The 14,369-nt window shown below is 73.1% G+C and carries 13 protein-coding genes; 6 read left to right on the top strand and 7 right to left on the bottom strand.

Features of this window, described 5'->3' with window-relative positions; genetic code table 11:
- Positions 1 to 56 precede the first annotated feature (56 nt).
- Positions 57 to 1,145, top strand: a complete 1,089-nt coding sequence (locus B0I31_RS28635) for a carboxylate-amine ligase (RefSeq protein WP_106618484.1) — start codon at positions 57 to 59, stop codon at positions 1,143 to 1,145.
- Positions 1,146 to 1,203: 58 nt separating this feature from the next.
- Positions 1,204 to 1,563 (top strand): STAS domain-containing protein, encoded by a 360-nt coding sequence (locus B0I31_RS28640; protein ID WP_181320480.1) that lies wholly within the window; start codon positions 1,204 to 1,206, stop codon positions 1,561 to 1,563.
- A 6-nt stretch (positions 1,564 to 1,569) separates the two neighbouring features.
- Here B0I31_RS28640 and B0I31_RS28645 read toward each other — a convergent pair whose 3' ends face one another.
- From B0I31_RS28645 to B0I31_RS28655, 3 genes are all read right to left on the bottom strand, one after another.
- Positions 1,570 to 1,920: a hypothetical protein gene (locus tag B0I31_RS28645; protein ID WP_106618486.1), complete on the bottom strand. Its 351-nt coding sequence runs from the start codon at positions 1,918 to 1,920 to the stop codon at positions 1,570 to 1,572.
- Between the two features lie 58 nt (positions 1,921 to 1,978).
- On the bottom strand, positions 1,979 to 2,407 hold the full coding sequence (locus tag B0I31_RS28650) for a nucleoside deaminase (RefSeq protein ID WP_106618540.1): 429 nt from the start codon (positions 2,405 to 2,407) through the stop codon (positions 1,979 to 1,981).
- A gap of 67 nt (positions 2,408 to 2,474) precedes the next feature.
- Entirely contained in the window at positions 2,475 to 5,090 is a 2,616-nt protein-coding gene (locus B0I31_RS28655) for a CHAT domain-containing protein (protein WP_181320482.1), read from the bottom strand.
- Between the two features lie 85 nt (positions 5,091 to 5,175).
- Here B0I31_RS28655 and B0I31_RS28660 point away from each other — a divergent pair, with 85 nt between their 5' ends.
- From B0I31_RS28660 to B0I31_RS28675, 4 genes are all read left to right on the top strand, one after another.
- Positions 5,176 to 6,378 carry a S8 family peptidase gene (locus tag B0I31_RS28660; protein ID WP_106618488.1) on the top strand — a complete coding sequence of 401 codons (1,203 nt, stop codon included), beginning with the start codon at positions 5,176 to 5,178 and terminating at the stop codon, positions 6,376 to 6,378.
- Between the two features lie 178 nt (positions 6,379 to 6,556).
- Positions 6,557 to 7,189, top strand: coding sequence for an RNA polymerase sigma factor (locus B0I31_RS28665; RefSeq protein WP_106618489.1), 633 nt, complete (start codon positions 6,557 to 6,559; stop codon positions 7,187 to 7,189).
- Positions 7,155 to 7,619 carry a hypothetical protein gene (locus tag B0I31_RS28670; protein ID WP_245950506.1) on the top strand — a complete coding sequence of 155 codons (465 nt, stop codon included), beginning with the start codon at positions 7,155 to 7,157 and terminating at the stop codon, positions 7,617 to 7,619. Before B0I31_RS28665 ends, B0I31_RS28670 begins: the two co-directional genes overlap by 35 nt.
- A gap of 86 nt (positions 7,620 to 7,705) precedes the next feature.
- Complete coding sequence (locus B0I31_RS28675; protein WP_106618491.1) at positions 7,706 to 9,244, top strand: diguanylate cyclase domain-containing protein; 1,539 nt, start codon at positions 7,706 to 7,708, stop codon at positions 9,242 to 9,244.
- Here the strand turns inward: B0I31_RS28675 and B0I31_RS28680 are convergent.
- The 4 genes from B0I31_RS28680 to B0I31_RS28695 all read right to left on the bottom strand — a co-directional run bounded on the left by B0I31_RS28680 (position 9,198) and on the right by B0I31_RS28695 (position 14,184).
- A complete protein-coding gene (locus tag B0I31_RS28680; protein ID WP_219910836.1) occupies positions 9,198 to 9,950 on the bottom strand; it encodes a class I SAM-dependent methyltransferase in 753 nt (250 codons plus the stop codon). The genes B0I31_RS28675 and B0I31_RS28680 overlap by 47 nt on opposite strands.
- A 75-nt stretch (positions 9,951 to 10,025) precedes the next feature.
- A complete protein-coding gene (locus tag B0I31_RS28685) occupies positions 10,026 to 10,622 on the bottom strand; it encodes a GTP-binding protein (protein ID WP_073890503.1) in 597 nt (198 codons plus the stop codon).
- A gap of 47 nt (positions 10,623 to 10,669) precedes the next feature.
- Positions 10,670 to 11,092: a roadblock/LC7 domain-containing protein gene (locus tag B0I31_RS28690; protein WP_073890506.1), complete on the bottom strand. Its 423-nt coding sequence runs from the start codon at positions 11,090 to 11,092 to the stop codon at positions 10,670 to 10,672.
- Positions 11,089 to 14,184 carry a sensor histidine kinase gene (locus B0I31_RS28695; RefSeq protein WP_245950507.1) on the bottom strand — a complete coding sequence of 1,032 codons (3,096 nt, stop codon included), beginning with the start codon at positions 14,182 to 14,184 and terminating at the stop codon, positions 11,089 to 11,091. The genes B0I31_RS28690 and B0I31_RS28695 overlap by 4 nt, the downstream gene beginning before the upstream one ends.
- Between the last annotated feature and the right edge of the window lie 185 nt (positions 14,185 to 14,369).

The following is a 14,369-nucleotide window of genomic DNA, read 5'->3' on the forward strand; positions in this document are numbered from 1 at the left end:
GGCGAAGAATTGCAACACCGTGGTTGAAGTAGCGGCCGAGTGGGTATGGGACCGGCATGACCGAGCCGTGGACCGTGGGCGTGGAGCAGGAGTTCCTCCTCGTCGACCCCGAATCGCGCCGACCCGTGCCCCTCGCCGAGTCGGTCGCCCAGCACTCGGGCGCAGGCCATGACGTGCAGCGAGAGCTCACCCCGTTCCAGATCGAGGTGGCCACGCCGGTGTGCGCGACCGCCGAGGAGCTGGCCGAGCACGTCCTGGCCGGGCGGCTCCACCTGGCGAAGGCCGCGCACGCGGCGGGCGGCCGGCTGCTGGCCTCGGCGATTCCGCCGATCGGCACGCTGGGACCGCCGCCGGGCACGGACGACCGCCGCTACCGGATGATGGAGCACTCGCACCGCAAGATCATCGGCGGACAGGGCGTGTGCGGGATGCACGTCCACGTCGGCGTGCCGGACCGCGACGTCGCCATCCGGGTGTCGAACGCCCTGCGGCCGTGGTTGCCGACGCTGCTCGGGTTGAGCGCGAACTCGCCCATCGAGCACGCCGAGGACACGGGGTACGCCAGTTGGCGCACGATCGTGTGGTCGCGGTGGCCGATCAGCGGGCCGCCGCCGCACCTGGGCTCCGCCGACGAGTACGACCGGCTGGTGGGCGCGCTCGAATCGACCGAGGTGCTGCTCGACAGCGGGATGGTCTACTGGGACGTGCGGCCGTCCGTCCAGCACCCCACGGTCGAGGTGCGGGTCTCGGACATCCCGATGACGGCGCACGAGGCGGTCGTCATCGCCGAGATCATCCGGGCCTTCGCCCGCACGGCCGCCGAATCGGGCGACCCCGAACGAGTGGACGACATGATGCTGCGCGCCGCCTACTGGCGTGCCGCGCGCGACGGCGTGGACGGCCTGGCCGTCGATCCGCGCACGGGCAACCTGGTGCCGGCCCGCGATCGGCTCGCCGAACTGGTGTCGTGGTGCGAGCCGGCGCTCGCCGACGCCTCCGCCTTGTCCACTGTGGAGGATCACTTGACGTGGCTCGGCGCGCACGGCAGCGGCGCCGCGCGCCAACGGCGGGCGCTCGGTGGTTCGCCCGACGCCCGCGGCCTGGTGGACTTGGTCCTGGCCGAAACGGTCAGCGAAGCCGGTTGAGGTCTACCGTGAAGATTTCGACGCCGCGCCGGCGTCGCTGAGTGAGAGGAGTACCGGCGTGCCAGAACCCGCGGCGACGCTCGCTTCCGTTCGGGTCGACAGACCCGCGGACGGCGTGGTGGTGCTGCACGTGTCGGGCGAGTTGGACACGAGCAGCGCGGACGAGTTGACCAGGCCGCTCACCGAGCACCTGGTCGAGAACGTGCGGGGTGTGGTGGTGGACCTCGGTGGGGTGCGCTTCCTCGGCTCGGCCGGGTTGGAGTCGCTGGTCGTCGGCAATCAGCGGGCGAGCACGCTCGGCATCCCGCTGGTGCTGGTGGCGACGAGCCGGGCGACGCAGAGGCCGATCGAGGCGACGGGCCTGAGTTCGGTGTTCACCGTCGTCGGTTCGGTCGACGAGGCGTTGAGCCGGTTCTGAGCAGGTCTACAGGAACCTGCGAACCGTCCTGATGGCGCAGCGCACCGCCCCCACCGGGGGCAGTGCGCCCGCCGGGGGCACCACCCACCGCGACGCGGTCGCCGGGATGCGGCGCGGCCCGTGCCAGTAGCGGACGTCGGGCGGCGGCACGTGCCGCGGTTCGGGTCCGGGGTCGGGTCTGGCCAGGAACAGCCACCGCAGGCGGGGTCCGGGGATGGCGAGGATCGGTCCGAGCGGTCCGGCCGAGCGGAGCTGGGTGCTGACCTCGGCGCCCCAGCTGGCGGGGATTTCCACCGCCACCGCGCCTTCGGCGAGCACCAGCGAGTCGAGCGTTTCGTCGACGTGCCACGGTTCCATGCCCGCTGATGGTGGCGTCGGCCCGTGTCGGGATTGTGTCGGTGCGCGGCGCGGCGCGTTAATCCTGGCCGATGTCCTCGAACCACAGTTCCGGCTTGGCGGCGATGAAGTCCGTCATCAGCCGGACGCAGTCGTCGTCATCCAGCAGGGTGATTTCGACACCGTGTTCGGCGAGCCAGTCGTGACCGCCGTGGAACGTCCGGGCCTCGCCGATCACCACGTGGGGTATCCCGAACTGGCGAACGAGACCGCTGCAGTACCAGCACGGTGACAGCGTGGTGACCATGACGGTGTCGCGGTAGGTCCTGCGGCGGCCCGCCGCGCGGAACGCGGCGGTCTCGGCGTGGACGGAGGCGTCGTCGTCCTGCACCCGCCGGTTGTGGCCGCTGCCGAGCAGGGTGCCGCCGGCCGTGAACAGCGCCGCGCCGATGGGGATGCCGCCCTCGGCGAGCCCGGCACGTGCTTCGGCCACCGCCACCGCCAGCATGTCCTTCGGGTCCACGGCGCCAACCCTTCCACGACGCGGTGTCGAGGAGAAGGTCGAAGCCGGAAACTCAGGCGCCGAAGCAGAGGAAGCCCGCGCTGGCGGCGAACGCGGCATCACCGTCACCCCGGTGTGCTTCCTGCGCGCCGGCCAGCGCCACCGCGGGCGCCTGGCCCTGCCCCAACCGCCGGTGCAGGTCGACCATCAGCGGTGTGGTCACCTCGGCCGGCACGGGGATGACCGGCGCGACGAGCGTGCGCGTGCCGAGCCCGAGCAGCGCCGCGGTGAACCCCATGACCTCGTCGCCGGGCCGCACCGCCGACAGCCCCGAGTCGCACGCCGACAGCACCACCAGGGCGGGTGGTGTGCGCAGCCGTTCCAGGTCGTAGACGGTCAGCGGCCCGTCCGCCAGTTCGAGCGCGGAGAACAGCGGGTTGTCCGCGCGGAACGAGCCGTGGGCGGCCACGTGCGCCAGCGGTGCGCCGTCCATCGCGGACGCCACCGCGTCCACCGTCGCCGCACCGCCCACCAGCACCGAGGCGGGCACCGAGCCGAGCGACGAGATGGCCGTGATCTCGGTCGGTGCGGCGGGCAGCCGCGGACCCGCCGCCAGAACCGCCCGATCGTGTGACACCAGGGTGGAGGTGGCCGCACGCAGCCACACCGTGGCCGAGGGCACCACCGTCACCGCACGGCCGCGGCACGCGGGCAGCGCCGACCACGGCAGGCCACCCAGCCGGCCGGTCGGCGCCAGCACGAGCGGCCGGTCGTCGAGCCGCCGCCGCAGCGGGCCGAGCAGCCGGTTCTGCAGCAGCCGGGCCGCGTGCTCGGCGCCCGCGCGCACCGCCGTGCGGTCGACGTGCTCGGGCAACGTCACCAGCCGGTGCAGGGCGAACCGCAGCAGCCGCAGCTCGCGCAGCGCGCCGTCCAGCGGGCCGAGCCGGTGCAGCGACGCCCGTCCGCCCGCCACCACCACGGCCAGCAACTCGCCCTCGTGGTCGACGTACTCCACCAACGCCGACGTGCCCAGCGCCCGGGCCAGCTCGCCGACCGCGGGCGGCTTGAACACCGCGCCACCGCCACCGGCCTGACGGGTCAGCTCGCGCACCCGCTGCTCGCCGCGCACCTGCCGCTGCCGCAACACCGCCGTGGGCCGTCCGGCGGTGGGCGCCACCTCCAGGTCCGCCGTGACCGCCCGCAGCTCGGCCAACGCGTCGGCCAGCCCGGAGTCCTCCGGCGGCCGGGCCGGTGTCATCCGCAGCGCGCCCGCCCGCCACGCCTCCGCCCAGCTCAGCACCCGTCCGGCCCGGCCGCCGGCGACCGCCGTGCGCAGGCCTTCCGACGCCAGTGCCGCTCCCTGCGCACCGCTCAACGCCCGCAGTTCCGTGGCGCCGAGCGACACCCGGTACTCGTCCAGCAGCGCCAGCCCGCGCCGCAACGCGATCTGCGCGCCGCGGGCGTTGCCGAGCAGGTCGCGCCGCAACGCCTCGGCGTACCAGCCCTGCACCCGGTGCGCCGCCGGTCCGCCGCGCCGGGCGGCGCCCGCCGTGGTCAGCTCCGCCACCGCGCGCGACCGGTCGCCGAGGTCGCGGGCCACCAGCGCGGCGTCGACCCGCGCCTCCAGGCCGGCCATCCGCCACCCCAGCGCGTCGAGCCGGGACGCCACCCCGGTCAACGCGGTCACCAGCGCCCTGGTGCGCTGCCCGCTCAGGTACGCGGCGCGCAGCTCCACGTGCCGCGCGCCCTCCGCCCACACGTCGCGCTTCTCCCGGCGGAAACCCTTGCGCGCCGCCGCCGCCATCCGCACGGCCAGGTCCAGGTCGCCTTCCAGCAACGCGATCCGCGCCCGGTAGAACAACGCCTCCGAACGGGCCAGCACGAGGTCGCCGCCCAGTTCCTCCAGCGCCCGGTCGGCCGCCGCCCGCGCCTCCTCCAGCAGCGGCACGGACACCAGCAGTTCCAGCCGGTTGATCAGCAGCGCGGGCCGCGGCACCGCCAGCCGCCGGTACTCGCGCTCGGCCTCGGCGAACATGGTCAACGCCCGCGGCACGTCACCCGCGCGTGACGCGGAGATGCCCGCGTTCCACCGCACGTCCGCCACGGCCAGCGCCTGGTCCAGGTCCCGGTAGAGCACGGCGGCGCGGTCGAAGTCCTCGTCCGCCGCGCGCAGGCCGCCGGTGTAGGCGCGCAGCAGGCCGCGGTTGTTCAGCGCCCGCGCCTCCACCAGCCGCTCGCCGAACCGGCGCACCACCTCGATCGCGCCGTTGTACTCGCGCAACGCCTCGTCGTACCGGCACAGGTAGTGCAGCACCAGGCCCCGCTGCATCCGGCCGCTGCCCGCGTCCACGCCGCGCAGGTGCGGCAGGGCTTCGTTGATCGCCCGCAACGCCTGCGCGTGCCGCCCGGTGTTGGACAGCACGAACGCCATGCTCATCCGGGCCAGTGCCGCCGCCCGCGCCGAACCGGCCCGTTCGGCGAGCCGCACCGAGCGCCGCAGGTGGCGCAGCGCCGCGTCGAAGTCGTGCAACTCGCGCCACGCGAGACCGATCGCGCGTTCGGCGGCGGACGCCTCTTCGTCGTCGCCCGACGCCCGCGCCGCCCGCAGCGCGGACCGGCCCATCTCGATGGCCGCGCGCGGATCCCGTTGCCGGGCTTCCAGCGCTGCGGCGGCGGAAACCCCTGCCACAACTCACCTTATTACCAGGTCGGGCGCTGATCGCTGTGGTAGCTTGCTCACGCCCAGCACCCGTCGACGCTGCTGTGAGGCCTCGGTGTCCGAACCGTCGAATCGCTCCGAGCTGTACCAGGAAGCCTTCAGCCGGGTGATCAGCGCCCACAAGAGCTACCGCCTCCACCCCGAGCGCGGACGGGAGTTCGTCTTCGTCGCCGGTGAGCTGCTGACCATCCCCGAGGACGTCGCGCGGGTCAGCCGCAAGCTCGCCCAGAACAACATCGGCAACGACCGGGGCCGGGACTTCGCCGGGATGAGCAGGTTGATGTTGTCGCGCAACGCCGACGACATCCCGGAGGTCGTGCGCCTGCTGCGCGACCCGGCGCAGTGGCCGGGCGAGCGGGTGCCGTTCGTGCAGCCGCACCACGTGCTGGTCGGCCACGGCGGCAACATGCACGGCAACCCGGGCCAGCCGCCGCGCGTCGGCTCGCCGCTGGCTGACCCGGACCAGAGCACCACCCACCTGGGCAAGGACGTCGTCGTCGGCATCGTGGACACGGGCATCTCCCGGACCGCCGGGACCGACCACCCGCTGTGGCTGGGTACCGCGTTCACCCCGAAGACCGACGAGGTGGACGCCGCCTACCGGGAGTCCGACCTGTTCGCCCTCGAAGGCGGGCACGGCACGTTCGTCGCGGGCGTGGTCCGGCAGGCCGCGCCGGGTGTGCGGTTCGACCCGGAGAAGGCGCTGGACCCGAACGGGCTCGGCACCGAGGAGGACTTCGTCCGCGCGCTGTCGTCGTTCGACGAGAAGGTGCGGATCATCAACATCTCGATGGGCTGCTTCACCCAGGACGACACCGCCTCCGAACCGCTGCGCCGCGCGCTCGCCGCCCTGCCCGACGACGTCGTGGTGGTCGCGTCCGCGGGCAACCAGGGCACCACCCGCCCGAGCTGGCCCGCCGCGCTGTACGGCGTGGTCGCCGTGTCCGCGGTCGCCGAGGAGCGCGACGGCAGCCGTGCCCCGGCCTGCTACGCCAACCACGGGCACTGGGTGGACGCGTGCGCGGTCGGCAACCGGACCAGCACGTTCCTGAAGGGCCGGTGGGAGCTGCCGGGCCTGCCGGTGGACGTCTACGACCGGTTCGCCTACTGGCTGGGCACGTCGTTCGCCGCGCCGCACGTGGCCGGGCGGATCGCCGCGACGATGACCGAGCGCGGGCTGTCGGCGGTCGACGCGCGCGACCAGCTGCTCAACGGCAAGCCCGAGTTCTTCCCCGGCTACGGCGTCTTCGTCGAGTAGGTGTGTTCGTCCGCGTCGCGGCGAAGTCGCGTCGGCGTGGATTCGCATGTATCTGTGGGGCGGGTAGTGCCTCCGTAGTGTGTGGCAGCGAAAAATCCGACATCCTTGACCCGGCCGGGGTCCGCGCCGGGGCAGACCGGGGCGGAGGCGCGGCATCCCCTGGACCAGAGGAGGGGACGTGACCCCTGCATCCCCGATCGCCGAGCTCGTGAGCGCGGCGGCGGAGGGCGACCAGCGCGCGTGGAACGAGATCGTCGCGCGGTTCACGCCCTTGGTGCTGGCGGTGGTCCACCGGCACCGGTTGCGCCACGCGGATGCGGCGGACGTGCACCAGACGGTGTGGTTGCGGCTGGTCGAGCAGCTCGGCAGGCTCCGCGAGGCGGACGCGCTGCCGGGGTGGATCGCCACGACCACCCGCAACGAGTGCCTGCGGATGCTGCGGATGCAGCAGCGCACCCTGCCGTTCGACCCGCGGTCCGAGGACGAGCCGGCGAGCCCGGACGACGCGGTCGCGGACCTGGACGAGGAGCTGGAGGCCGCCCAGCGGCGGCAGGCGCTGCGCGAGGGCTTCCGCTCGCTGTCCGAGCAGTGCCGGGTGCTGCTGGCCAAGCTGATGGCCGACCCGCCGCCGAGCTACGCGGCGGTCGGCGAGGAGCTGGCGATGCCGGTGGGCAGCATCGGGCCCACCCGGATCCGGTGCCTGGAGAAGTTGCGCAAGACTCCCGCGGTGCTGAAGCTGGTCGAGCCGCGGCCGGTGGGCGGAGGAGGTGTGGTCGGTGTTGAAGGGCGATCCGGGGTGGGAAAGCGATGAGGTGCTGCTGCGTGAGCTGGGCGCGGCGCTCGCCGAGGAGCGCGACGTGCCCGAGCACCTGCTCGAAGCCGCGCGCGCGGCGTTCACGTGGCGCACGGTCGACGCCGAGCTGCTGGCGCTGACCAGCTACGACTCCGTCCTGGACGAGGAGCTGGCGGTGCGGGCGCGTGCCACGCAGACCGCGCGGCAGCTCGTGTTCGACGCCGAGGGCGTCTCCGTGCAGGTCGAGGTGACCGAGGCGGGTGTCGCGGGCCAGGTGCTGCCGGCGGGGCCGGGCCGGGTCGCGCTGGTCACCGCGACGGGGCCGGTGGAGGAGGCGGAGCTGGACGAGCTCGGCCTGTTCCTGCTCGGCCCGCCGCCGTCCGGCCCGGTCCGCTTCCGCTGCGACGTCGGCGGCACGACGGTGCTGACCGAGTGGGTGTGCGTGTAATCCGTTCGGGTGAAACCTTGACGACGGTGGCCGGTGGTCCGGAAGATGCACTGACCTGATCTTCACCCACCGCCGCGCACCCACACATGACCGAGCCCGCCCGAGTCACCCACGCCGGGGGAAGCGCTCCCACGGCGGTCGAGGCGTGGGCGCTGCCGGAGCTGTTCCGGCAGGTCTTCGTCGGCTCCACGGCGGGAATCGCGATCTTCGACGCGCACGGGGCGCTGGTCGGCGCCAACCCGGCACTGGAGGCGATGCTGTCCCCGGCCGACCTGGCGACCCTGTTCAGCGGCACGCCGCTCGCGGGCGACGAGGTCAAGGTGCAGCGCCAGTTCACCGACGCCGAGGGCGACCAGCGGTGGACGACCGTGGCGCTCTCGGCGGTGCGCGACGCCGAAGGCAGGCCGCACTGGCACGTCGCCGTGGTCGAGGACACCACAGAGCAGCGGGTGCTCCAGGACTACCTGCGCCACCAGTCGCTGCACGACGTGCTGACCGGCCTGCCCAACCGGCAGAGCTTCCTGCCGAAGCTGGAGCAGGTGCTGAGCCGGCCGGGCTCGATCACGCTGTGCTACCTGGACGTGGACAGCGTCGCCATCGTCAACGACGGCCTGGGCTACGAGGCCGGCGACGAGCTGCTGAAGGTCGTGGCCCGGCGGCTGACCGAGGTGGTCGCCGGCGAGAACGCCACCGTCGCGCGCCTGGGCGGCGACGAGTTCGTCGTGCTGATCGAGGACTCGCCCTCCACGCCGGGGATCTCCGCGCTGGCCGAGGCGATCGAGGCCGCGCTGGTCGCGCCGGTGCGGCTGGGCGGGCACGGCGTCGGCGTGTCCGCGGGCATGGGTTTCGTGCGCACGTCGGCCCGCGGGTCGGACGCGATGGCGTTGCTGCGCCAGGCGCACAGCACGCTGCGCCGCGCGGAGAGCGGCGGCAAGGGCCAGTGGGGCATCTACGACGAGGGGCAGGACGCGCGCGACCGCACCCGGCTGTCGCTGCTCGCGACCATGCCGGGTGCTTTGCAGAACGGCGAGATCGCGCTGGACTACGTGCCGGTCGACCGGGACGGCGACCAGGTCGCGGTGGCGGCACGGCTGCGGTGGCACGAGGCGGAGTACGGCCCGGTGTCGCACGGTGAGTGCCTGCGGTTCGCCGACGAGCTCGGGCTCGGCGGCCCGCTGGCCGAGTGGGTGCTGGAGGAGGCGTGCGGCTTCGCCGCGGCCGAGCGGCTGCCGGTGCTGGTGCAGCTGTCGGCGGGCCAGTCGCGCGACCCGGACCTGACCGCGCCGGTCGCCGAGGCGTTGCGCTCCTCGGGCCTGCCGCCGGAGCGGCTGTGGTTGAGCCTGTCCGCGCGCGCCCTGGGCGAGGACCTCGACGCGGTGGAGGACAACCTGACCGCGTTGGGGGACATGGGTGTCCGCCGGTTGCTGCACGACGTCACGTTCGCCCTGCCGGAACTGTCCGCTGTGGAGCGTCACGGCCTGCACGGCGTCGAGCCCTGCGTGCCGCCGCGGGAAGCGCTGGCGCACAAGGCGTTGACCGCCGTGCTGCCGCTGGTGCGGTCGTCCGGGGCGCTGGTCGTCAGCGACGGTCGGCTGCCGGAGGCGGACCTGGTCGTGCGATCGTGATGATCTCGCGGCTGGTCCCGGTCAGCGGTGCGCGGTCCCAGAAGCCGTAGCGCTCGGCCACCTCGAACCCGGTTTCGCGCAGCAGCCCGTCGATCGCGTCCGCCTCCATGAACCGCAGGGCGCCCCGGTCGACGCGGGGTTCCGGCCACCCCGGGCTGCTGAACGTCTCCGTCATCCACACCACGCCGTCGACCACGCTCTCCACCCGGTGCTCGACGCGCACCCGTTCGCCGTCGTCGCCGACGATGTCGGTGCCGTTCTCGGGCGTCCACCGCTCCCACGCCCGCGCGCCGGGGTTGCGGGTCTCGAACGCGAACCGGCCGTCCGGCTTGAGCGCCCGGCGAACGGCGGTGAACTGCGCGCGCACCTCGTCGTCGGTCAGGAAGACCTGGAACACGTGACCGGTCATCACGACCAGGTCGAACTCGCCGTCGAACGAGACCTTGTCGAGGTCGCCGCGCACCCAGTCGACGTCCGCGGCGCGCCGGGCTTGGAGCAACATGCCCTCGGCCGGGTCGAGCCCGACCAGCCGACCGGCGTGCCCGCCGGCGCGGGCGGCCTTGAGCAGCGTGCCCGTGCCGCAGCCGACGTCGAGCACCGCGTCCGCGGCCATCACCAGCGCCAGGTAGAAGTGATCGTCCTCGCCGAAGCCGTTGATCAGGTCGTAGTAGGCGGCCAGGTCCGCGTCCTGGAAAGAGTCAGCCACCCGGCCGAGTGTGCCCTGGCACGGCGACGGGCCGCGACCGGATTTCCGGTCGCGGCCCGTCGAGGTGCCGGTGGATCAGGCGAACGTCGGCAGTCGCATCGCGTGCTGCACCAGCGTGATCAGCGTCTGCTTGGTCGACTGCCGGTTGCGCGCGTCGCAGGGCACGATCGGCACCGACTCGTCGATCGTCAGCGCCTCCCGGATGTCCTCGATGCGGTGGTGCAGCAGGCCGTCGAAGCAGTTCACGCCCACCACGTACGGCAGCTCGCGGTCCTCGAAGAAGTCGATCGAGGCGAACGCGTCCGACAGCCGGCGGGTGTCGACCAGCACGACCGCGCCGATCGCGCCGCGCACCAGGTCGTCCCACATGAACCAGAACCGGTGCTGACCGGGTGTGCCGAACAGGTACAGGATCAGGTCGCTGTCCAGCGACACCCGGCCGAAGTCCATGGCGACCGTGGTGGTCATCTTGTTCGGCGTGGCCGACAGGTCGTCCACGCCGACGCTGGCCTCGGTCATGACCGCCTCGGTGGTCAGCGGCACGATTTCCGACACCGACCCGACGAAGGTCGTCTTGCCGACACCGAACCCGCCGGCCACCACGATCTTCGTCGACGTGACGGTCAGGCTCGCCGCGGGTGACCCCGGCCGTCCGGGAGCGCCACCGCTCATGTTGCTCTGCTTTCCCTAGTAGTAGGACCTCGCCGGGTGGTGGGACCTCAGCCGCGCATGGCGACGTGCAGCTGCGAGCGGATCTCCGGGGTGAGCTGCACGCCGACCCGCTCGACCAGCCGCGTCATCGCGTAGCCGATGAGGCCGATGTCGCAGTTGGGCGCCGCGAGCACGGCCAGGCACGAGCCGTCGCTGATGGACATCAGGAACAGGTAGCCCCGCTCCATCTCGACCACGGTCTGCTTGACGTCACCCGCCTCGAAGCAGCGCGCCGCGCCGAGGTTCAGGCTGACCAGGCCCGACGCGACGGCCGCGAGCTGCTCGGCGCGGTCGATCGGCAACCGCTCCGAGGACGCGAGCAACAGGCCGTCCGCGGAGACCACGATCGCGTGCGCGACGCCCGCGACCCGGGCGACGAAGTCATCGACCAGCCAACTGAAGTTGTCGAGTTCCTCGGTTGCGGTGGTCACTTCTGCTCCTTGGTCTGATTGCCGCCCCTGGAGGCGGCCGTCTGGTTACCGCCTCCGTTGGCGGTGCCTTCCCCGTTGCCGAACGTCGGACCTTCCCACGGCAGGCCGGCGTCGTCGCCCGCCTGGCGGCCGAGCTGAACACCCCGCTGGTAGGTGGCGAAGCGCTGGCGCAACCGGTCGGCCGACCGGCGCGGCGGCGCCGCGGTCACCACCCCCGCCGACGTGGCGCCGTTGCCGGACGGCTGGGCCGCCGGTGCGGACGCCCGCGACGCGGGCGCGGACAGCGAACCCGGCATCAGGCGCGCCTTGGGCACGCGCTTGGGCAGGCCCGCGGTGGTCGTGTCGTCCACGGGAGCCTTGAGCGCGCTGGTCGCCGCCGTCCAGCTGTCGTCCGCCGCCGCGCCCCAGCCGGGCGTCGACGTGGCGCCGGACGACGGGATCGCCGACGGCGCCGGCTCGCGCTTGGGCAGACCGGCCGGGGTGGCGCCGCGCGGCTTCGGCGGCGTCGGCTTGGCCACCGGCGCGGGCGGCGTGGTGATCAGGTCGGACCGGTCGGTGTACGCCGTCTGCTCCGACGCGGTGCCGTCGTGGCCACTCGTGCCGTCCGTGCCCATGAGCTCGGCGCGGTCGGCGAACATCGTCCGCTCGGACGCGGTCTCCGGCGGCGCGACCGCGGGCCGCTGGTCGGCGACCTCGCCGCGCACCGCGCCCTCGGCCTCCGCCTCGCCGCCCTGGAACCAGCGCGACAGCACGTCCTCGTAGATCGGCAGCCGCTGCGTGGAGGCGTCGTCCTCCTCTACCTCGACCGCGGCCGGCGCCTGCTCGCCCATCGACGACGGGTAGGACTCACCCATCGACGGCGGGTAGGAGTAGTCCGGCACCTCGTCGCCGGGCGGCGGCACGGTCTCGGTCACGGTGGCGGTGAACAGGTCGTCCACCGGGGTCTGCTCCACCTGGAAGTACCCGCCCGGCTCCGCCTCGTGCGTGTGCACGACCTGCGGTCCGGTCGAGGCGGGCATCTCCAGCGGCGCGTAGCCGCCGGGCGCGATCTCCGGCGTCCACTTGGGCACGCCGGCCAGCACGCCGACACCGCTGTCCTCCAGCTGCGGCACGGCCTGCCGCTGGGGCAGCGCGGCGGGCACCGGCCGGGGCTGCAACGGCTCGGGGCCGCGGTGCAGCAGGTCGACCGGGAGCACGACCTGGGCCGTGACGCCACCCTCTATGTCGTCGTTGTTGCTCAACGTGACCCGGATGTTGTGCCGCTTGGCGAGCTGGCCGACCACGTACAGGCCCATCTCGCGGGCCACCGACACGTCGACCTCGGGCGGGTCGGCGAGCTTGGTGTTGGCCTCGACGACGTCCTGCTCCTGCATGCCGACACCGCGGTCGTGGATGCGGATGGACACCTCGCCGCGCCGGGTCTCGATCGCCCGCACGGTCACCTTGGTGGTGGGCTTGGAGAACGCGGTCGCGTTGTCCAGCAGCTCGGCGATGAGGTGCGCGAGGTCGTTGACCACGCGGCCCTGCACGCGCAGCTCCGGCGCGGGCGCGATCTGGATCCGGGCGTACTTCTCGACCTCGGACACCGCGGCGCCGAGCACCTCGGAGATCGGCACCGGCCGGGTGACGCGGCGGTTGACCGTGGTGCCGGAGAGCACCAGCAGGTTCTCGCTGTTGCGGCGCATCTGGGTGGCCAGGTGGTCCAGCTCGAACAGGCTGGCCAGCTGGTCGGGGTCCTGCTCGTCCTGCTCCAGCCGGTCGATGACGGTGATCTGCCGCTCGACCAGCGCCTGCGAGCGCCGGGACAGGTTGATGAACATGTCGTTGACGTTCGCGCGCAGCGCCACCTGCTCGACCGCCAGGCGCACGGCCTCGCGCTGCACGGCGTCGAACGCGCGGGCCACCTGGCCGACCTCTTCGGTCGTGTTGATCGGCACCGGCACCAGCGCCTCTTCCGCGGCACGCGCCGGGTCGCGGTGCGTCCGGATCCGCTTGATCGCGTCCGGCAGGCGGTTGCGGGCCACGTCCAACGCGGTGCGGCGCAGCACGCGCAGCGGCGTCAGCATCGAGCGGGCGACGAAGGCCATGAGGGCGAACGCGATCACCAGCGCCACGGCGACCAGCGCCGCGTCACGCCACGCGGACGCGCGGGCCGCCTCGGTCAGCTCGATCGCCGCCCGGTCGGACTGCCGCTCGATGTCCTGCGAGACCTCCCGCAGCAGCACCGCGGTCTGCTCGCCGACCGCCAGCACGTCACCGTCCGAAATGGACACCTTGCCTGCGTCGGCCTGCTGCACCAGCGCCAGCTGCACCAGGCTGTTGCGGGCGTCCACCGCCGTGCCGGACACGGTGTCCGACAGCAGCTGGCGGTTCTCCTGGCTCGCGGTGACGGCGAAGTCGGTGAGCGCGGCGTCCAGCCTGGACTGCGCCGCGCGCAGCGCGTTGGCCTGGCCGGGCGCGAACTCGCCGCGCTTGGCCGTGGACAGCAGGATCGAGTTCTGCTGCGTCAGCTGCTCCTTCGCGGAGTACAGCGCGAGGTTGGCACCCGCCAGCGGGGTGATCGTCTCGTTGCTCAGGCTGCTCGCGGTCGCGCGGTGCACCTGCGCCAGCGCGGCCAGCACCTGGCCGTAGGCGCTGTGCACCGAGATGTCCGGGTACTTCGTGGTGGTCACCGTGTTCCGCAGCGCGTTGAGCCCGTCGAGCGACTGCAGCGACTTCTGGAACGACTCGCGCACCGCGTCGTCGACACCGGTCGTGGAGGCCGCGACGTCACGCAGCCTGCCGACCTCGGCGTCGACCTTGCTGGCGCGGGTCTGGAACTCGCCGGCGTTCTCCACGCGTCCGCCCGCGACGAACCAGACCGCGGCGTCGCGCTCCAGTTGCAGGGCGTCGGAGACCGCCGCCACCTGCGCGGACAGCTGGAGCTCCCGTTGGACCTGCCCGAACAGCTCCACGTCGTCCAGCTGGGTGTTCAACCTCAGCCCGGCGAGGGTGAGCGTGCTCAGCGCGGGCACCAGGAGCACCACGGCCAGCTTGCTGCGCAGGCGCCAGTTCCGCAGTCGCCACCGGGAAACTCCCCGGTCGGCGGGCACGGCGCCTGTGCTGGGACCCGAGTCGGGTGGACCGCTTCCCGCGGCACCCGTGTCGAGTTGAATCCGCTCCGGATCTCTCCCGGAGGCGTGGTCGTCGTGACCGCGCACCGTCAGCACACTCCCCAGCCCGGAGAAACGACACATCCCTACAAACCCGGTGGATCTTGGTGGAAAAATCCGCCGAG

Source organism: Saccharothrix carnea (genome assembly GCF_003014735.1).
Classification (GTDB): domain Bacteria; phylum Actinomycetota; class Actinomycetes; order Mycobacteriales; family Pseudonocardiaceae; genus Actinosynnema; species Actinosynnema carneum.